Origin of the sequence: Burkholderia ubonensis, assembly GCF_001718695.1 — a bacterium.
GTDB classification, from domain to species: Bacteria; Pseudomonadota; Gammaproteobacteria; order Burkholderiales; family Burkholderiaceae; genus Burkholderia; species Burkholderia ubonensis_B.
Genome location: NZ_CP013422.1, coordinates 664,841 through 684,924 on the forward strand (window position 1 = coordinate 664,841; position 20,084 = coordinate 684,924).

The window sequence follows — 20,084 nt, forward strand, 5'->3', positions numbered from 1 at the left end:
TCTTGTTGTTTGGCGCGCACGATGCGGCGCGCGGGGCGTCATCGTAGCCGTAGTCGAAGATGCGCAACGCCGGCTCGTCGATCGGTGCTCTCTCGGCGGGTGCGGTTTTGCTTCTGGTTCCGCTTTGGTTTCTATGTGCCGCGTCGGGGCAGCCGACGCGTGGCTGTGGGCGGGAGCGAGTGGTCGTTTGCGGGGTAGCACGAGACGCGGCCGGAAGGCGGCGCTGATGCAGAGCCGGCTCGGTCCGCCTCTGGGGCAACTGCGGCAACAGCGGCAACAGCGGCAACAGCGGCAACAGCGGCAACAGCGGCAACAGCGGCAACAGCGGCAACCCCGGCAACCCCGGCAACTGCCGTGCAGCGGTCCGGCCGGCGTCGCGGCGGTTCCGCGTGGCGCCTGCATGCACGTGCGTGGAGCTTGCGCGCCGGCGTGTGCATGCTATCCAAGCGTACGCAGGACAGCATCCCATCCAAGCCCAGCGCTTCGCCGACGCTGCAAGCGCCAACTGTCCGCCCCATCGCGACGCACCTTGGCGGGCGGATCGCCGCGCTGCCGCTGAAACGGCGCCGCCCGGCCGAAGTCGGGCCGAGCGGGAGTGCCGCGTTCAGGCGGCCCGTTCGGGCGCCGGCGCGACGACGCGCGCGCCGCGCGACGGCTTGAGGCTTGCCGACCACGTCATCGCGGGCCGTTCGAACAGCCGGTAGAACAGGTAGGCGACCGGAATCGCGAGCGCCATGAACGCGAACGACGGCCAGATCGACAACTGCAGTTCGGAGCGATAGAGCACCGAGCCCAGGCAGACGAACAGCGGCAGGTGGATCAGGTACAGCGAATAGCTGAAATCGCCGAACCAGCCGAGCATGCGCAGTGGCGGCGTGGTGCGCGGCGGCCGGGCGAGCGCGCGGTACAGGAAGCACGCGAAGCCGGCCGCCCATAGCTGGAACGCGCCGTACTGGCCGTAGCGGAACGCCGCGCAGCCGGCGGCGAGCAGCACGGCGGCCGCGGCGTACCACGCGCGCGACGGCGCGGCGGCCCCGTTCTTCTGCTGCGCGCGCACGTCCGCGATCCACGCGCCGATCGTCCACGACAGCCAGTACGACGTGAAGAACTGCAGGTCGTGCCGTTCGAGCAGCCAGGCCGACGCGACGTTGACGAGCGCGATGCCGGCCACGACGGCAGGCATGCCGATGCGCCGCCGGATCGCGAACAGCAGCGGATAGATCGCGTAGAACTGCACTTCGAGCGACAGCGTCCACAGCGCGCCGTTCGAGCCGTACGTGTAGCCGGCGACGCCCTGCAGCGAGAACAGGTTCACGAGGAACGCGCTCAGGCCGACGTCGCGGATCTTGTGGCTGACGGGCTCGATCTGCAGGCTGATCGCGTCGAGCGCGAGCGTGAACAGCAGCGCGGCGAGCAGCACCGGATAGATGCGCGCGAAGCGGCGCGCCCAGAAATTCGGCGCGTTCAGCCGGTAGGCGGGATCGGCGGCGAGCTTGAGCGCCGCGTTGCGGTGGATGCAGTAGCCGCTGATCACGAAGAAGATCGGCACGCCGGCCGAGCCCCACGCGAACGGAAACGTCAGGTAGCCGACGATCACGCCCGGGTCGAGCGCGTGGCCGTAAGCGCGATGGAAGCTTTGCATCCCGACCCAGACGACTTGCCGGCAGTGGAAATAGGCGACGAGCAGCGCCGCGAAGCCGCGCATCGCGTCGATCACGTGCTCCTTGTGATCGGCGGCGGGCGGCGCATTCAAAGTCGATCCGCTGAATGCTTGCATGCGATTCGGTTCCTTGCGACGGATGAAGGGGAAGTTTCGCACCATCGTAATCCGCAAGAATTCGCGCAATGAATAAAAAAATCCCGTCGTGGAATAATCGCATTCCGGATTGCGGTTTTATGTAGGGACGATATCGGTTTCAGCTCGCGGCCAATTATTTGTCGATTTTTTTCTGATAGCTTGAAGCTCCAGTTGATAGACGCAAGGAGCGGCAAGATGGACATGCATTGGATCGCGAGCGCGGCGGTATTGGTGGTCATGGCCGTGGTGTCGGCATACCGCGAAGCGCTGAAGAACGAGCCGATTCGACCGCGCTTCGAGTGGGGCGGCGCGCCCTATGTCGAGGAATTCGAATCGTAAAAATTTGTATCCGGAGAATCGGTAAATTGTCGCTGGTCGATACGGCTGACCGGCAATATCGACCGGTTTGGCGACGATTATCCATTAATCGAACCGGCGGCGCGATTAAGCGTTGCCGTAAATAGCGGCGGGCTGAATTCAATGTGCCGTTGAATCGTGCCGCGCCATCCGGACATTCATTGTGCCGTATCGCGAAACGATGCGACGCGGCGCGCTCAACGCAATCAGGATGCAATCATGTTGAAAGTTACCAAGGCCGTGTTCCCCGTTGCCGGTCTCGGCACACGGTTCCTGCCGGCGACCAAGGCGAGTCCGAAGGAGATGCTGCCCGTCGTCGACAAGCCGTTGATCCAGTATGCGGTCGAGGAAGCGATCAATGCCGGCATCACGGAAATGATCTTCGTCACCGGTCGCAGCAAGCGCGCGATCGAGGATCACTTCGACAAGTCATACGAAATCGAGGCGGAGCTCGAGGCGCGCGGCAAGGAGAAGCTGCTCGACCTGGTGCGCAGCATCAAGCCGAGCCATGTCGACTGCTTCTACGTGCGCCAGCCGGAAGCGCTCGGTCTCGGCCACGCGGTGCTGTGCGCGGAGAAGCTGGTGCACGGCGAGCCGTTCGCGGTGATCCTCGCCGACGACCTGCTGCACGGCGAGCAGCCGGTGCTCAAGCAACTCGTCGACGTGTTCAACCACTATCACAGCTCGGTGATCGGCGTCGAAACCATCGCGCGCGAGGACAGCCGCTCGTATGGCGTCATCGAGGGCCGCGAGTGGGAAGAGGACATCATCAAGCTGTCGGGCATCATCGAGAAGCCGTCGCCCGAGGATGCGCCGTCGAATCTCGGCGTGGTCGGCCGCTACGTGTTCATGCCGACGCTGTTCGATCACCTGCGCAAGATCAAGCCCGGTGCGGGCGGCGAGCTTCAGCTGACCGATGCGGTGCAGTCGCTGCTCGCGCACGAGCAGGTGCTCGCGTATCGCTACTACGGCACGCGTTTCGATTGCGGCAGCAAGATCGGCTACCTCAAGGCGACCGTCGAGCTGGCGCTCCAGCATCCGGAAGTGAGCCGCGAGTTCGAGGCATACCTGCGGACCTGTTTGCCCGCGCTGGCTGCCGTCGCTTAGCAGCCCTGCGCGTCACGTTTCAGGTGGTGGTTGTTCCGTTGGCCCCGGCCGCTTCGCGCGCCGGGGCATTTTTGCGTGCGTACGTGCGATGCGGTGGCAACGGTGGGGTGGTGGGCGCGTCATGCGCGCGGTCGATCGGCCGCTGTCCGGGGGAGTGGGCTACGCGTGCGGCTGCCGGGCCGCTGCGTTGCGTGTCGCGACCGGCTGCGCGCGCGGGGTGGGGTGCGTGGCGGGTGCGCGCGTCGGGACGCGCACATGGGGGCACACACGTCCGCACGGACATGTCGGGACGCATATGTCGGGAGACACACGTTGGGGCGGCCACGTCGGGACACGCACGCCGGAGCGTACCCGGCGGGACACACGCGCCGGGACGCATATGTCGGAACCCACCTGTCGGGTCGGCCGTGTCGGGACGCACACATCGGGACGAGCACGTAGGCGCGCGTGTAGGGATGCACCCGTCAGGGCCTCTATGTTGGGATACGCACATCGGGACGCACCGGTCGGTCGCATATGCCAGGACGCACATCTCGCGATGCACCCATCGAAGCGCGCACGTCGAGCCGCATCGGCCAGCGCTTACGGTTGGATGCGCGTGGCGGTTCGAGCACGTCGGCACGGAACGCGTATGCAACAAATCCATCGCGGCAACGTTAGCCGGGCTCGCAATCAACCACCCAACCCGCCGCGCGAACGTCGCCGGCCATAGCGCCGTCGTCGCTAAGATCCGCCGTTCCGTCAGCGCGCAGACGCGCTCGGCCGCGCCACGAAGTACCGCGCGAGCATCGCGGCGATCGGCTTCTTGCGGTCCAGCAGGCGTTTTTCGAGATAGCGCCAGGAAAGATGCGCGAGCAGCACGGCGAGCCCGAATTGCAGCAGCTCGGGCAGCGCGTCGCGCACGAACGCGGGCATCGGCACGCGCGCGAACAGCGCGGGCATCGTGCCGAAGCGCGCGGGGATCAGGTTGTGGAACAGGTAGAAGCCGTAGCTGATCGTGCCGAGGTAGACGAGCGGCGGCCACTCCAGCAGCGCGACGGCGGGATGGTCGGGCTCGCGGACGATCCACAGCAGCAGCGCGCCGAGCGACGCGGAGAGCCCGAGATCCGCGAGCCCCGTGACGACGTCCGGCAGCGGCGTGAGCGCGGGCAGCGCGAGAAAGAACACGACGCCCGCCGCGCCGACCCATCCCGGCGGCACGCGACGCAGGACGCCGCGGCCGTGATCCGCGAGCGCCATCGCGCCGATGCCGCCGAGCGCGATCAGCGCGAAATTCCACGGGGAAAACGCGTAGATCAGCACCGGCGACGCATCGGCGAGATAGAGGCCGAGATGCACGGCCGCGCAGAGCGCGACCGCCGCGATGCCGAGCGCGATGTGCCGCGACGCCCGCGTCGCGAGCAGCGCGAGCGGCGCGATCAGGTAGAACTGCTGCTCGACGGCGAGACTCCAGAAATGCGACGTGGTGCCGGGCCAGCCGTTCTTGACGACGCCGATCCACAGGTTCGACAGGAACAGGGCGTGCCACGCGAGGCCGAGGTCGACGCCGCGCTGGTAGAACAGCGCATGCGCGATCGCGAGCGACGCGAGCAGCAGGTAATACACGGGGAAGATGCGCAGCGCGCGCTTGGCGAGGAACAGGCTGAGCGCATGGCAGCGCGACAACGTGCCGCGCTCGATCGCGTGGCGGCTGCGGTGCAGCTCGCCCACGATCAGGAAGCCGCTGATGTAGAAAAACGTCCACACGCCAAGCCTCCCCACGTCGATCGCGAGGACGTGGCCCTTGTGGGACAGGAAGACGAGGATGACCGCGATGGCTCGCAGGCCGTCGAGTCCCTTGACGTGTCTGACTTCGCGCATGAAGGCATCCGGGGCACTGAGCGAGGCCAGTATAGGTGCGCAAATATCGAACGTAATTCGCGTTCGGCTGCGTTCGAGCACTGCGTTCGACGCATACGTGCAGGCGTTTTTCGATGCTCGAACGTCGGCGAAGTCGGTCGAGCGCAACAAAACCTGCAGAAAACCCGCGGAAAACGCGTAAAAGTACTCCACGAAGCGTCGACGCGCTTGTAGAATCCGGCGTTGAAGCGCGCACGTCGTGCGTTTCGTGTATCCAACGACCACACCTGGTAGGAGAAACATGGCGACTTCCGCAAAAAAGGTGGCCAAGAAGGCTGCCGCACCGGCCAAGAAAGTGGCTGCCAAAAAAGCAGCGCCCGCGAAGAAAGTAGTGGCCAAGAAGGCCGTCGCGAAGGCGCCCGCCGCTCCGACGCCGCTGAAGGACAAGTTCACGAAGGCATCGCTCGCGGCGCACATCGCTGAGCGCGCAGCTGTCGAAGTGAAGGCTGTCAAGGCAGTGCTGGCCGCACTCGAGAACGTCGTGCTGGGCTCGGTCCACAAGAAGGGCGCAGGCGAGTTCACGCTGCCGGGTCTGCTGAAGATCACGGCGCAAGCCGTGCCGGCGAAGAAGAAGCGCTTCGGCAAGGATCCGTTCACGGGCGTCGAGCGCTGGTTCCCGGCCAAGCCGGCCAGCGTGCGCGTGAAGGCACGTGCGCTGAAGAAGCTGAAGGACGCGGCTGCGTAATGCAGCGTGACGGTCGCCGCGTCCACGCCGGCGACCGTTGCAACGTCCGACGATCCCCGTACGCGAAAGCGTGCGGGGATTTTTCATTGATGGCGTCGGCCGCCCGGCCGATCGTGTGCGGCACGACGCGATGTGCTCGCGCCGACCGATGCGCTCACGCGTGCAGCGCACGCGGCAAACGTGGCGAACGCGGCGCGCTGCAGCATGCAGTAGCCGGCGGCACGCGCGTGGCGGCTGGCGTCAGCTCGCGGTCCCGGCGTACGCAGCCTGCAACGCGGCGACGTCGAACTTCGTCATTTGCATCATCGCGCCGGCCACGCGCGCGGCCTTGACCGGGTCGGGGTCGGCCATCATCGCGATGAGATCGTCCGGAACGATCTGCCACGACACGCCGAAGCGGTCTCTCAGCCAGCCGCAGCCGTCGGCCGTGCCGCCTTCGAGCAGCGCGCTCCAGTAGCGGTCGAGCTCCGCCTGGTCGCGACAATTGACCATCAGCGAGATCGCGTGGTTGAACGGCTCGGTGCGCTCATGGCTCATCGCGATGAACGGCTGCCCGAACAGTTCGAATTCGACCATCCGCGTGCCGGCGGTCCCCGGTGCCGCGGTGACGCGCACGACCCGCGAGTTCGGGAAAATGCCCGCATAGAAGGCGGCGGCCTCTTCGGCCTCGGTGGCGTACCAGAGAAAAGGCGTGATCTTCTGAATCGTCATCGAGCGTCTCCTGTCAGGTGTCGGGGAAGGCTGGCAATGCGCCTCCCGCCATCGTTACGACGCACGACGTACGTCGAAATCGACAGCTGGCAGCATACGCGGTTCAGGTTCGGGCGGACGCCGGCAACTCGTAGTGCCGGGCACGGGTTCGGCATGCGCTCCGGCATGCGACAGAGGGCCCGAGCGCCGCTGTCGAACGCCGCCGATACTGTCCGTCACTGGACGCGCATCGGGCGGCCGACATCGCGCCGCCACGCACGGGACGAAAAAAAACCAGCCGCGGCCGAAGCCGGGGCTGGTTTTGCAGTTCGGCGACATGGCGTCGAAGACGCCATGCACACCGGAAACGTACTTCTTAGAACTTGTGGCGCAGGCCGAGTGCGACGATTTCCTGCGAGCTCTTGCCCGCGAAGCCGTACGAGCCGATCGCTGCTTGCGCATCGGTGCCGTCCGCGTTCTTGCCGCTGGCGTGCTGGTAGGCACCAAGCAGGTAGACGTCCGTGCGCTTCGACAGCGAGTAGTCCGCGCCGAGCGAAACCTGGTGGTACTTCGCGTCCGTGTCGCCGCTCGCCTTCGTGTACGCGTAGCCGAGGCCCAGCAGCAGCGGTGCCGACGCCTGGTACGTGACGAACCCGCGACCCGTGTTGTACTTCTGGTTCGTACCGAACGTCGAGTTCGCGTCTGCCTTGTACTGCGCGAAGCTGTAGCCGGCGCCGAACGTCACCGGGCCGAACGCGTACTGCGCGGCAACCTGAGCGATGCCGATCGACGCCGCCGACGTGAACGCGTTGTTGATGAACGTGGTGCCCGAATCGCCGTCGAAGATCGAGTCCGACGTGCCTGCCCAGCCGGTGCGCTGGCCAGCCGCATTCAGTGCCGACGCGTTGCTTGCGTGGAAGTAGCCTGCAGCCACGCCGAGCGGGCCGTTGTTGTAGGCTGCTGCCGCTGCCCACGTCTGGCCCTTGCCGGTTGCGCCAGCGACGCCGCCGAGTGCGTACATGCCTTCGAATTGCAGACCGCCCCAGACCGGCGACGTGTACTTGATCGCGTTGTTGACGCGGATGCTGTTGTCGTTGTTGTCGACGTCACCCGGCGTTGCGAAGTAGGCGCCGAAGTAGTTGTCGGCCGTCACGGCCTGGACCAGGTCGACGCTCGGGTCGTACTGGCGACCCAGCGTCAGCGTACCGTACTGGTCGCTCTGCAGGCCGACGAATGCCTGGCGGCCGAACATGCGCTGGCCTTGGCCCAGTGCGCCGTTCGTCGAGTTGAAGCCGTTTTCCAACTGGAAGATCGTCTTCAGGCCGCCGCCCAGGTCTTCGGAGCCCTTCAGGCCCCAGCGGGCACCTTGCAGGTTGCCGCTGCCCATCGACCACGAATTGTTGCCTTGACCAGCGTTACCGTGAATGTAGGTGATCGACGTGTCGATGACGCCGTACAGCGTGACGCTCGATTGAGCTTGTGCAGCGCCGGCAGCACCCAGCAGTGCGAGCGAGAGGGTAGACAGAGCGAGTTTCTTCATCGTTGAGTTTCTCCACGCGAGTGAGTCGTTATTTGTTGCGGGATGCAGAATAGCGCAGTGCCATCCGCGCGAGAAAGCTCAAAAAATAAAGTGTCTCCAAAAGGTAACAGAGCGAAAAAATCCATATATATCAAGCACATCAACAACTGTTCCTGTTTTTGAAACAGTTGACAAGTTGTGCGCTGCGATTGTTGCAACAGTTGATGCGCCGTGCAGCAACAGCACGTATTTCGCCGTTGTGTGCACAGAAATCGAAGTGTGCAAACGTTTGCCGATGCAGATGGCGGCGGCACGCGATGCAAACGGCATCTCAACGCGTCACGAAAGGGGCGACGGCGCGGGGCTTGCGAAACGCTGCGCGTTCGCGTAATGGCACGCGGCCGCTACGGCGTCAGTTGCCGGGCGCGCGCTTGGCGGGAGGCTGCGGCTGCGCCGATGCAGCGGGCAGCGGGTCGCCGCGGCGATGCGCATCGCCGCGCGCCGCCGCGAACTCCGCGCCGAGCAGCAGCACGGCGGCGGAGAAGTACAGCCACATCAGCAGCACCGCGAACGACCCGGCCGCGCCGAACGCGCTCGCGGTGCCGGCATGCGCGAGATACAGCGCGAACAGTTTCTTGCCGCCGGAAAAGAGGATCGCGGACACGGTGCCGCCGATCGCGGCGTCGCGCCACGCGACGCGCGCATCCGGCAGGAACTTCATCAGCGCGGCGAACGCGCCCGCGAGGACCGCGATGCCGACGAGGAACTGCAGCAGGTCGGTGATCGCGATATAGGGCGAATCGCCCCACAGCCAGGTGCCGACGAACGTGATCGCGGTGTCGAGCACGAGCGACGCGATCAGCAGGAACGCGACGCCGAGCACGAGCCCGAACGAGATCAGCCGCACCCGCACGAGGCCGAGGACGCTCGACCAGCGGCTCTCGGTCGCCGGCCAGATCACGCTCAGCGCGGCGCTGAGCGACGAGAACGTGGCCGACGCGCCGAGCGCCAGCGCGCCGAACGAGATCAGCGTCGCGAGGCCGCCGCGGTTGCCGCTGTGGTGCGCGTTCTGGACGATGGTCTGCACGCTCGCCGCCGCATCGTTGCCGATCAGCTGGTGTGCCTGCTGGAACACCAGGCCGCGCGCGGCGTCGTCGCCGTAGAACCAGCCGGCCACCGCGATCACCATCACGAGCATCGGCGCGAGCGAGAACGCGGAGTAGAACGCGATGCTCGCCGCCATCGTCGTGCAGCGGTCGGACGAGAAGCGCCGGAAGGCGGTCAGCGCCCAGTGGGCATGGTGATGCGCGATGCGTGTGGCTCGATCCGGAATCCGTGGTTTCATGGCGTGTCGGGCGCCGACGCGGGGGCGCCGGCGATTTGTGAAGAACAGACAATTCACTATTGATACGAGGATTCGAACATAGTTGCGCAAACTGTCTATAATTGCTTTCAATTCCCCCCCACAATAAAGCCGAGACCATCATGCTACAAATGTCCCGGCGCCAGTTCCTGAAAGTGACCGCCACGTCGCTCGCCGGATCGAGTCTTGCCCTCATGGGCTTCTCGCCGACCGAAGCGCTCGCGGAGGTCCGTCAGTACAAGCTGGCGCGAACCGTCGAAACGCGCAACACCTGTCCATACTGCTCCGTCGGCTGCGGCATCCTGATGTACAGCCTGGGCGACGGCGCGAAGAATGCGCAGTCCAGCATCATCCACATCGAAGGCGATCCCGACCACCCGGTCAATCGCGGCACGCTGTGCCCGAAGGGCGCGAGCCTGATCGACTTCATCCACAGCCCGAGCCGCCTGATGCATCCGGAATACCGTGCACCGGGCTCGGACAAGTGGGAGCGCATCTCGTGGAGCGACGCGCTCGACCGGATCGCGAAGCTGATGAAGGCCGACCGCGACGCGAACTTCGTCGAGACGACCGACGACGGCGCGAAGGTCAACCGCTGGCTGACGACCGGCATGCTGGCTGCGTCGGCGGGCAGCAACGAGGTCGGCTACCTGACGCACAAGGTCATCCGCAGCACGGGGATGCTCGCGTTCGACAATCAGGCGCGTGTCTGACATGGCCCGACGGTGGCAGGTCTTGCCCCGACGTTTGGCCGTGGAGCGATGACGAACCATTGGGTCGACATCAAGAACGCGGACGTGATTCTCGTGATGGGCGGCAATGCAGCCGAGGCCCATCCGTGCGGATTCAAGTGGGTGACGGAGGCGAAGGCGCACCGCAAGGCGCGGCTGATCGTCGTCGACCCGCGCTTTACGCGCACCGCCTCGGTGGCGGACTATTACGCGCCGATTCGCACCGGCACCGACATCGCCTTCCTGGGCGGCGTCATCAACTACCTGCTGACGAACGACAAGATCCAGCATGAGTACGTGAAGAACTACACGGACTTCTCGTTCATCGTGCGCGAGGATTTCGCGTTCAACGACGGCATCTATTCCGGCTACGACGCGGAGAAGCACGCGTACCCGGACAAGTCGAGCTGGGACTACGAGCGCGGCGACGACGGCTTCGTGAAGGTCGACCCGACGCTCGCGCACCCGCGCTGCGTCTACAACCTGCTGAAGCAGCACTACGCGCGCTATACGCCCGAGATGGTCCAGCAGGTGTGCGGCACGCCGAAGGACAAGTTCCTGAAGGTCTGCGAGATGCTCGCGACGACGGCCGTGCCCGGCCGCGCCGGCACGATCCTGTACGCGCTCGGCTGGACGCACCACTCGATCGGCGCGCAGATGATCCGCACCGGCGCGATGGTGCAGCTGCTGCTCGGCAACATCGGCATCGCCGGCGGCGGGATGAACGCGTTGCGCGGCCACTCGAACATCCAGGGGCTGACCGACCTCGGCCTGATGTCGAACCTGCTGCCGGGCTACATGACGCTGCCGATGCAGTCCGAGCAGGACTTCGAAGGCTACATCAAGAAGCGCACGCAACTGCCGCTGCGGCCGAACCAGCTCAGCTACTGGAAGAACTACAAGGCCTTTCACGTCAGCTTCATGAAGTCGTGGTGGGGCGATGCGGCGACCGCCGAGAACAACTGGGGCTACGACTACCTGCCGAAGCTCGACAAGCAGTACGACCTGCTGCAGACGATCGAGCTGATGAATGCCGGCAAGATGAACGGCTATATCTGCCAGGGCTTCAACCCGCTCGCGGCGGCGCCCTCGAAGGTGAAGACGGCCGCAGGGCTCGCGAAGCTGAAGTGGCTCGTGATCATGGATCCGCTCGCGACCGAGACGTCGGAGTTCTGGAAGAACCACGGCGACTACAACGACGTCGATTCGTCGAAGATCCAGACCGAAGTGTTCCGTTTGCCCACCACGTGCTTCGCGGAGGAAAACGGCTCGCTGGTCAGTTCGAGCCGAGTGCTGCAATGGCACTGGAAGGGCGCGGAGCCGCCGGGCGAGGCGCGCAGCGATCTCGAGATCATGTCGGGGCTGTTCCAGCGCATGCGCGATGCGTACAAGAAGGACGGCGGCAAGTTCCCCGACCCGATCGTCAACCTGACCTGGCCGTACGCGAACCCGGAAAGCCCGACGCCCGAAGAGCTCGCGAAGGAGTTCAACGGGAAGGCGCTGGCCGACCTGCCCGATCCGAAGGATCCGGCCAAGACGCTCGTGAAGAAGGGCGAGCAGCTCGCCGCGTTCGCGCAGCTGAAGGACGACGGCACGACGGCGAGCGGCTGCTGGATCTTCTGCGGGTCGTGGACGCAGGCCGGCAACCAGATGGGACGGCGCGACAACTCGGATCCGACCGGCATCGGCCAGACGCTCGGCTGGGCGTGGGCATGGCCCGCGAACCGGCGGATCCTGTACAACCGCGCATCGTGCGACGTCAACGGCAAGCCGTTCGACCCGACCCGGAAACTGGTCGGCTGGAACGGCAGCGCGTGGTCGGGCCCGGACATTCCCGACTACAAGGCCGACGAGTCGCCCGAGACCGGCATGGGCCCGTTCATCATGAACCCGGAAGGCGTCGCACGCTTCTTCGCGCGCGCCGGGATGAACGAAGGTCCGTTCCCCGAGCACTACGAGCCGTTCGAGACGCCGCTTGCCGCGAACCCGTTCCATCCGAACAACCCGCAGGCGCTGAACAACCCGGCCGCCCGCGTGTTCCCGGGCGACCGCGCGTCGTTCGGCAAGGTCGCGGAATTCCCGCACGTCGCGACGACCTATCGCCTGACCGAGCATTTCCACTACTGGACCAAGCATGCGCGGCTGAACGCGATCATCCAGCCCCAGCAATTCGTCGAGATCGGCGAAGACCTCGCGAAGGAAGTCGGCGTCGCGCATGGCGATCGCGTGAAGGTGTCGTCCAAGCGCGGCCACATCGTCGCGGTCGCGCTCGTCACGAAGCGGATCAAGCCGCTGACGGTCGACGGCAAGAAGGTCCAGACGGTCGGCATCCCGTTGCACTGGGGCTTCAAGGGGTTGACGAAGCCCGGCTATCTCGCCAATACCCTGACTCCGTCCGTGGGCGACGGCAACTCGTACACACCGGAATTCAAGTCGTTCCTGGTGAAGGTCGAAAAGGCGTAAGGGGAACGAGATGGCATTGCAATCGCTGGATATCAAGCGCGTCTCGGCCACCACCACGCCGCCGCCCACGGCGCGCGAGCCGGTGACCGGGAGCGTCGCGAAACTGATCGACGTATCGAAGTGCATCGGCTGCAAGGCGTGCCAGACGGCCTGCATGGAGTGGAACGACCTGCGCGACGAAGTCGGCACCAACGTCGGCGTGTATGACAACCCGGCCGACCTGTCGGAGCACTCGTGGACGGTGATGCGGTTCGCCGAATACGAGAACCCGGACGGCAACCTCGAATGGCTGATCCGCAAGGACGGCTGCATGCACTGCGAGGACCCGGGCTGCCTGAAGGCGTGTCCGTCGCCGGGCGCGATCGTGCAGTACAACAACGGGATCGTCGATTTCCACGAGGAGAACTGCATCGGCTGCGGCTATTGCGTGACCGGCTGCCCGTTCAACATCCCGCGGATCTCGAAGAAGGATCATCGCGCGTACAAGTGCACGCTCTGCTCCGACCGCGTCGCGGTCGGCCAGGAGCCGGCCTGCGTGAAGACCTGCCCGACGGGCGCGATCGTGTTCGGCACCAAGGAGGACATGAAGCAGCACGCGGCCGAGCGGATCGAGGACCTGAAGGAGCGCGGCTTCGAGCACGCGGGGCTGTACGATCCGCAGGGCGTCGGCGGCACGCACGTGATGTACGTGCTGCACCACGCCGACAAGCCGTCGCTGTATCACGGCCTGCCGGACAACCCGTCGATCAGCCCGATGGTGAAACTGTGGAAGGGCTTCGCGAAGCCGCTGGCGGTCGCGGGCATCGCGCTGACGGCGCTCGCGGGCTTCTTCCACTACATCCGGGTCGGCCCGAACGAGGTGACCGACGAAGAGGAAGCCGCCGCCCGCGACGAGGCGCGACGCATCAAGGAGGACGTGAAATGAAGCATGACGACCCCAACCTGATCGTCCGCTACACGGCGAACGAGCGGACCAACCACTGGATCACCGCGCTCACGTTCGTGCTGCTCGCGCTGTCCGGGCTGGCGCTGTTCCATCCGTCGATGTTCTGGCTGACCGCGCTGTTCGGCGGCGGCCAGTGGACGCGGATCCTGCACCCGTTCGTCGGCCTCGTGATGTTCGTGTCGTTCGCGGTGATGGTGGTGCGCTACTGGCATCACAACGTGCTCGACCGGGACGACGTGCAGTGGCTGCGCCAGATCGACGACGTGCTCGCGAACCGTGAGGACAAGCTGCCGGAGATCGGCCGCTATAACGCCGGACAGAAGCTGCTATTCTTCGTGTTGGTGGCGTGTCTGGCGCTGTTGCTGCTGTCCGGCATCGTCATCTGGCGGCGGTATTTCTCGTTCTACTTCCCGATCGGGGTGATCCGGCTCGCGGCGGTAGTCCATGCCGTCGCGGCGTTCGTGCTGATCGTCGGCATCGTCACGCATATCTATGCGGCGCTGTGGGTCAAGGGCTCGATCGGGGCGATGGTGCGCGGCACGGTCACCCTCGGCTGGGCGCGCAAGCACCACCCGAAGTGGTTCCGTGAAAGCGTGAAGTAGCGCGCCGGGACGGGGTGGCGCGCCGCCCCGTCCGTCGTCGGAACCGCCGAAGCGCCGATACGTCGGCGCTTGTTTTTTTTGGGACAACACTCTCGTGACACAACGCATTCTCGAACCGAATGAAATCTCGGCGCTCGATCATTCGGCGATCCCGCGCTTCCGCCTGCCGGAACGCGCAACGGTTTTCTCCGCGCGCGCCGCGCGCCTGCGCCAGCTCGCGGACCTGAACCCGATCAGCGGCTACCTGCGGCTGATGGCGGTGGTCGCGGACGCGCAGCATGCGGTGCTGCAGGACTTCGCCGCGCAGATGCCGTCGCAGGACGCGATCGCGCGCGCGCAGCAGCATTCGATGCCGCTCGTGCCGGCGCTCGGCGGCGAGCGCGATCCGCAATGGCGGGCCGTGCTGTATGAACTGCTCGACCGCGTCGAAGGCGCCGGGCTCGTCAATCCGCCGCTCGCGAAGCTGCTCGACCGGCTTCGCCTGATGGCGCCGGCCGAGCTCGACGCGCAGGCCGACGCGATCCTCGCGCTGCGCTTCGCCGAAGTCGACCCGGCCACCGCGCCGTTCCTGATGGCCGCGCTGCAGGTAGTCTGGACCGACCTCGCGAGCCGCACGCAAGCCGGCCGACGTGCCGTTCCTCGACCAGCCGGGGCTGTGCCCGGTGTGCGGCATGCACCCGGTCGCGAGCGTCGTGCGCGTCGGCGGCCAGTACGAAGGCTACCGGTTCCTGCAATGCGGGCTGTGCACGACCGAATGGCACATGGTGCGCACCAAGTGCTCGCACTGCGATTCGACCAAAGGCATCGCGTATCACGGCATCGAGGGCGGCAGCGAAGCCGTCAAGGCCGAATCGTGCGACGAATGCAAGACGTACCGCAAGATCGGCTACCAGAACAAGGACTACGACTTCGAGCCGCTCGCGGACGATCTCGCGAGCCTCACGCTCGACCTGCTGATGAACGAGGCCGGCTACCAGCGCAGTTCGCCGAACCCGCTGCTGTGGCCCGACGTGTCGCGCGAAGCGGACGCCGACCGAGCAGACTGAGCGCGTGACACCGCAGCCCGCCGCGCGCCGGCTGCGGGCCGCGCATCGAAATGGAGCCACTTCGACGTGACCGAACCCGGTTTGAATGAACTGAATGCCGTCCTCGCGCGCGTGCCGTCCGTCGAGCGCGTGCTGTCGTCGGCGCCGCTGCAGCCGGTGCTGGACGAATACGGCCGCACGCGCGTGCTGCAGGCGGTGCGCGCGGAGCTCGAGTGCTGGCGTACCGCGGCGCAGCATGACCCGGCGGCGGCCGAGCCGCTCGACGAAACGCGCATCGCCGCGGCCGTCGCGCGGACGCTGGCCGCGCAAAGCGCCGGCGCGGTGCGCCCGGTGTTCAACCTGACGGGCACGGTGCTGCACACCAATCTCGGCCGCGCGCTGCTGCCCGACGACGCGGTGCGCGCGGTGGTCGCCGCACTCACGCAGCCGCTGAATCTCGAATTCGACCTCGCGACGGGCCGCCGCGGCGACCGCGACGACCTGATCGACGATCTGCTGTGCGAACTGACCGGCGCCGAGGCGGCGACCGTCGTCAACAACAACGCGGCCGCGGTGCTGCTGACGCTGTCGGCGCTCGCGCCGAAGCGCGAAGTGATCGTGTCGCGCGGCGAGCTGGTCGAGATCGGCGGCGCGTTCCGCATTCCCGACATCATGAGCCGCGCGGGCGCGCGGCTGCGCGAAGTCGGCACGACCAACCGCACGCATCTGCGCGACTACGCGGAGGCGATCGGCCCGCGCACCGCGCTGCTGATGAAGGTGCATTGCAGCAACTACGCGATCACCGGCTTCACGAAGGAAGTGACGCTGCCCGAACTCGCGCCGCTCGCGCGCGAGCACGGGCTGCCGGTTGCCGTCGATCTCGGCAGCGGCACGCTCGTCGATCTCACGCAATGGGGGCTGCCGCGCGAGACCACGGTGCGCGAAACCGTGGCCGGCGGCGCAAACGTTGTCACATTCAGCGGCGACAAGCTGCTCGGCGGGCCGCAGGCCGGCCTGATCGTCGGCGATCGCGCGCTGATCGGCAAGATCAAGAAGCATCCGCTCAAGCGCGCGCTGCGCGTCGGCAAGCTGACGCTCGCCGCGCTCGAGCCCGTGCTGCGCCTGTACCAGGCGCCGGAATTCCTGCGCGAACGGCTGACCACGCTGCGCCTGCTGACGCGCCCGCAAAGCGGAGATCGCGGCGGCGGCCGCGCGCGTGCAGCCGGCGCTGCAGGCGGCGCTCGGCAGCGGCTACGCGGTCGGCGTCGAGGCGATGTTCAGCCAGATCGGCAGCGGCGCGCTGCCGGTCGACCAGTTGCCGAGCGCGGGGCTCGTCGTGCGCACGCCGGACGGCAAGCGCGGCGGCCGCGCGCTCGCGCAGCTCGAGAAGCGGCTGCGCGGATGGCCGCGCCCGGTGCTCGGGCGCATCGCCGACGGCGCGCTGCGGCTCGACCTGCGCTGCCTCGAAGCCGCCGACGAGGCGGCGTTCGTCGCGCAATGCGCGCGCATCGCGGAGCCGTCGGCATGATCGTCGGCACCGCGGGGCACATCGATCACGGCAAGACGACGCTGGTGCGCGCGCTGACCGGCGTCGACACCGATCGCCTGAAGGAAGAGAAGGCGCGCGGCATCTCGATCGAGCTCGGGTATGCGTATGCGCCGCTCGACAACGGCGACGTGCTCGGCCTGATCGACGTGCCCGGACACGAAAAACTCATCCATACGATGGCGGCCGGCGCGTGCGGGATCGACTTCGCGCTGCTCGTGATCGCCGCCGACGACGGCGTGATGCCGCAGACGCGCGAGCATTTCGCGATCCTGCAGTTGCTCGGCGTCACCCACGGCGCGATCGCGCTGACGAAGGGCGATCGCGTCGACGACGCGCGGCGCGCGCACGTGCGCGACGAGATCGCCGCATGGCTGCACGATTCGACGCTGGCCGAGGCGCCGGTCTTCGAAACCTGCGCGACCGATGCGGCCGATACCGGCGTCGCGGCGCTCAAGCGTCATCTGGCCGATGCGGCGATCGCGTGGCGCGCGCGGCGCGACGACGGGCTGTTCCGGCTCGCGGTCGACCGCGTGTTCACGCTGGCGGGGCAGGGCACGGTCGTGACCGGCACCGCGTTCGCCGGCCACGCGAACACCGGCGAGACGCTCGCGATCGTGCGCACCGGCCGCGCGGCGCGCGTGCGCAGCATTCATGCGCAGAACCGGCCGGTCGACGTCGGACACGCGGGCGAGCGATGCGCGCTGAATCTCGCCGGCGTCGACAAGGCCGACGTCGAGCGTGGTGACACGGTTGCGGATGCGCGGCTCGTCGCGACGTCGCCGCGCATCGACGTCGAGTTGACGCTGCTCGCGGATGCGGGGTTGACGCTCACGCACTGGGCGCCGCTGCACGTCCATCTCGGCACGCTGCATCGGGTCGCGCACGTCGCGCTGCTCGACGGCGATTCGCTCGCGGCGGGCCAGCGGATGCGCGTGCAACTGGTGTTCGACGAGCCGGTGTTCGCGCTGCCGGGCGACCGCTTCATCGTGCGCAATCCGCAGGCGACGCGCACCGTCGGCGGCGGCCGCGTGCTCGATCCGTTCGGCCCCGCGCGCAAGCGCCGCACGCCCGCGCGCCGCGCGTGGCTCGACGCGCTCGCGGCGTGGCTCGACGAGGGGCGGCTCGACGCGCTGCTCGCACAGGCGCCGCTCGGCCTTCCGCGCGCGACGCTCACGCACCTGACCGGTTTCGCGCCGGACGCGCTGACGTTGCCCGACGACGCGCTGGCGATCGGCCAGCACGGTCCCGCGGCGAACGACGGCTGCGTGATCGCGCGCGAGCACTGGCGTGCGCTGCAGGCGAAAACGCTCGACACGCTGCGTGCGTATCACGAGCGCGTGCCGGACGAGCAGGGGCTCGATGCGGCGCGTTTGCGCCGGATAGCCGCGCCGCTCGTCGACGACGTGCTGTGGCGTGCGCTCGTCGACGTGCTGGTCGACGGCGGCGAAGCGGCGCGAAGCGGCCCGTGGCTGCATCTGCCGTCGCACGCGGTGAGTCTGGATGCGCGCGAGGAGGCGCTCGCGCAGACGCTGTTGCCGCTCGTGCGGGACGTTTCGATCCGCCGTGGGTGCGCGATCTCGCCGGCGCGACCGGCGCGGCCGAGGAGGCGGTGCGCGCGCTGCTGCGCAAGCTCGCGCGGCGCGGCGACGTGCATCAGGTCGTGCGCGACCTGTTCTATCACGCGGACGTGGCGCGCGAACTGGCCGTGCTCGTTGCGCAGCTCGCGCAGGCGCGCGCGGGCGGCGTGGATGCCGCGACGTTCCGCGATGCAACGGGGCTCGGCCGCAAGCGCGCGATCCAGATCCTCGAATTCTTCGATCGGGTTGGGTATACTCGCTTCCACCGCGATCTTCACTTCCTGCGCCCTGATAGCGGCTGGCTCGATACGACGGCGTAGGTATCTGTTTTTTCTCCCAAGGAAGGCATTCGTATCCGGTGGTACGGCCGGACTTCAAATCCGGTTAGGGGCGTCAGACGCTCCTGGGTAGGTTCGACTCCTGCTGCCTTCCGCCAGTCAACGCTTGTCGCGCATTCCGCGCGACTTCCGTAAATGCGCCTCAGGCCGCTAATGCCGCTCAGTTGAGCAACTGAACGGCATTTTCGTTTTACGAAGAGCGCGGTAGTAGAGGCTGCCCTGAGAGGTCGACTTTTCGGCACGATGCTGAGCTTGCGAATATGCCATCACCGCGCCGGCGACATCATCAGAGCGTCATTTCGACTGGAACGTCGGTGCGCGCTTGTCGAGAAAAGCCGCCGTACCTTCGGCCTTGTCCTCCGTCGCCGCGCACACCGCGAACAGCGCACGCTCGAGGCTCAAGGCCTGCTCGAGGCTCGCCTCGACCCCCTGGTTGACGGCCGTGATGGCGAGCCGCGTTGCGATGGGAGCATTCGCGGCGATCTGATTCAGAATCTGCTCCGCGCGCGCGATCAACTTGTCCGCTTCCACCACCTCGTTGACGAGGCCGATGCGATGCGCTTCGTTGGCGTCGATGAGCGCCGCGGTCAGGATCAACTGCATCGCGATTCCCTTTCCGACGAGCCGCGGAAGCCGCTGGGTACCGCCGAAGCCCGGAATGATGCCGAGCTTGACCTCCGGCTGTCCGAACTTGGCATGTTCGGACGCGATGCGCATGGTGCAGGCCATGGCCAGCTCGCAGCCGCCGCCCAGCGCGAATCCGTTCACAGCGGCGATGACCGGCTTGCCGAGCGTCTCGATCAGATTCATGGTCGAATGCCCGAGCCCTGCAAATTTCTCCGCGGCGACGGCCGACAGTGCGGCGATCTCGGAGATGTCAGCCCCTGCGACGAACGCCTTGTTTCCCGAGCCCGTTACGATCACGCCATGAACGGCATCGTCGTCGCGTGCGTCCTCGAACGCCGCGGTGATTTCAGTGAGCGTCTGGAAATTCAGTGCGTTCAACGATTTGGGGCGATCGACGGTGACGTACGCAATACCCGACTTCTTTTCGTATTGGATGTTCTGGAAATTCGACATGTTCGAAGAGCTCGACTTGAGTGTATGAGGATGCGTGTGCGTGCAATGCAATGCGGCCGTTGCGGTCCGCGATGCAGACGTCGCGAACGCATGAATGTGACGGCCGCCATCTCGTCGGTGCGACACGTGCGCCTGACGCGTTCATGAACGTAAGCGGGCGGCCATCGGATTCAGGTGTCGAGACATCCTAACTCGGTGGAGTCGATATGTTCATGTCCAAGCCTGCCGTTTCTATGGCAAAACCGGTCAAACGGCAGGCCGTAACCCAGCCAGACATCCGGCAGCGACGATCGCACGGCTGCTCCGAGTGATAGGAGTCGTCGCCGGCTCGGACGATGGCCGTCACTGCGGCGAA

At 66.5% G+C, this 20,084-nt stretch carries 13 protein-coding genes, 1 tRNA gene and 3 pseudogenes; 10 read left to right on the forward strand and 7 right to left on the reverse strand.

Features of this window, described 5'->3' with window-relative positions; genetic code table 11:
• Positions 1–604: 604 nt before the first annotated feature.
• The gene (locus WJ35_RS22855) at positions 605–1,777 is read right to left on the reverse strand and encodes an acyltransferase family protein (protein WP_042588756.1); all 1,173 of its coding nucleotides are present in this window, start codon (positions 1,775–1,777) and stop codon (positions 605–607) included.
• Between the two features lie 216 nt (positions 1,778–1,993).
• On the opposite strand from WJ35_RS22855, the gene WJ35_RS31880 reads away from it, so the two are divergent.
• On the forward strand, positions 1,994–2,137 hold the full coding sequence (locus WJ35_RS31880) for a hypothetical protein (RefSeq protein WP_010099202.1): 144 nt from the start codon (positions 1,994–1,996) through the stop codon (positions 2,135–2,137).
• 237 nt (positions 2,138–2,374) lie between these two features.
• Positions 2,375–3,262, forward strand: a complete 888-nt coding sequence (gene galU, locus WJ35_RS22860) for a UTP--glucose-1-phosphate uridylyltransferase GalU (RefSeq protein WP_010099203.1) — start codon at positions 2,375–2,377, stop codon at positions 3,260–3,262.
• A 741-nt stretch (positions 3,263–4,003) separates the two neighbouring features.
• Here galU and WJ35_RS22865 read toward each other — a convergent pair.
• Positions 4,004–5,122, reverse strand: coding sequence for an acyltransferase family protein (locus WJ35_RS22865; RefSeq protein ID WP_069240059.1), 1,119 nt, complete (start codon positions 5,120–5,122; stop codon positions 4,004–4,006).
• 280 nt (positions 5,123–5,402) lie between these two features.
• Here WJ35_RS22865 and WJ35_RS22870 point away from each other — a divergent pair, with 280 nt between their 5' ends.
• Positions 5,403–5,846, forward strand: a complete 444-nt coding sequence (locus tag WJ35_RS22870; RefSeq protein WP_060233974.1) for an HU family DNA-binding protein — start codon at positions 5,403–5,405, stop codon at positions 5,844–5,846.
• 240 nt (positions 5,847–6,086) lie between these two features.
• Here WJ35_RS22870 and WJ35_RS22875 read toward each other — a convergent pair whose 3' ends face one another.
• From WJ35_RS22875 to WJ35_RS22885, 4 genes are all read right to left on the reverse strand, one after another.
• Positions 6,087–6,557: a VOC family protein gene (locus WJ35_RS22875; protein WP_069240060.1), complete on the reverse strand. Its 471-nt coding sequence runs from the start codon at positions 6,555–6,557 to the stop codon at positions 6,087–6,089.
• Positions 6,558–6,912: 355 nt separating this feature from the next.
• A complete protein-coding gene (locus tag WJ35_RS22880) occupies positions 6,913–8,076 on the reverse strand; it encodes a porin (protein ID WP_069240061.1) in 1,164 nt (387 codons plus the stop codon).
• Positions 8,077–8,154: 78 nt separating this feature from the next.
• Positions 8,155–8,385 (reverse strand): hypothetical protein, encoded by a 231-nt coding sequence (locus tag WJ35_RS31535; protein ID WP_155121964.1) that lies wholly within the window; start codon positions 8,383–8,385, stop codon positions 8,155–8,157.
• 82 nt (positions 8,386–8,467) lie between these two features.
• Positions 8,468–9,400 (reverse strand): YihY/virulence factor BrkB family protein, encoded by a 933-nt coding sequence (locus WJ35_RS22885; RefSeq protein WP_069240062.1) that lies wholly within the window; start codon positions 9,398–9,400, stop codon positions 8,468–8,470.
• A 140-nt stretch (positions 9,401–9,540) separates the two neighbouring features.
• On the opposite strand from WJ35_RS22885, the gene fdnG reads away from it, so the two are divergent.
• From fdnG to WJ35_RS22920, 7 genes and pseudogenes are all read left to right on the forward strand, one after another.
• Positions 9,541–12,612, forward strand: coding sequence for a formate dehydrogenase-N subunit alpha (gene fdnG / locus WJ35_RS22895; protein ID WP_080436634.1), 3,072 nt, complete (start codon positions 9,541–9,543; stop codon positions 12,610–12,612).
• Positions 12,613–12,622: 10 nt separating this feature from the next.
• Positions 12,623–13,537, forward strand: coding sequence for a formate dehydrogenase subunit beta (gene fdxH / locus WJ35_RS22900; RefSeq protein ID WP_010099216.1), 915 nt, complete (start codon positions 12,623–12,625; stop codon positions 13,535–13,537).
• Entirely contained in the window at positions 13,534–14,160 is a 627-nt protein-coding gene (locus WJ35_RS22905) for a formate dehydrogenase subunit gamma (protein ID WP_045564663.1), read from the forward strand. The genes fdxH and WJ35_RS22905 overlap by 4 nt, the downstream gene beginning before the upstream one ends.
• 94 nt (positions 14,161–14,254) lie before the next feature.
• A pseudogene (fdhE, locus tag WJ35_RS22910) lies at positions 14,255–15,206 on the forward strand (formate dehydrogenase accessory protein FdhE).
• A 66-nt stretch (positions 15,207–15,272) separates the two neighbouring features.
• A pseudogene (selA, locus tag WJ35_RS30665) lies at positions 15,273–16,713 on the forward strand (L-seryl-tRNA(Sec) selenium transferase).
• Positions 16,710–18,631, forward strand: a pseudogene (gene selB / locus WJ35_RS22915) (selenocysteine-specific translation elongation factor). Before selA ends, selB begins: the two co-directional pseudogenes overlap by 4 nt.
• Positions 18,632–18,651: 20 nt before the next feature.
• Positions 18,652–18,747, forward strand: a tRNA-Sec gene (locus WJ35_RS22920).
• Between the two features lie 196 nt (positions 18,748–18,943).
• On the opposite strand, the gene WJ35_RS22925 is transcribed toward WJ35_RS22920, so the two are convergent.
• Positions 18,944–19,729, reverse strand: a complete 786-nt coding sequence (locus WJ35_RS22925) for an enoyl-CoA hydratase-related protein (protein WP_011881868.1) — start codon at positions 19,727–19,729, stop codon at positions 18,944–18,946.
• Between the last annotated feature and the right edge of the window lie 355 nt (positions 19,730–20,084).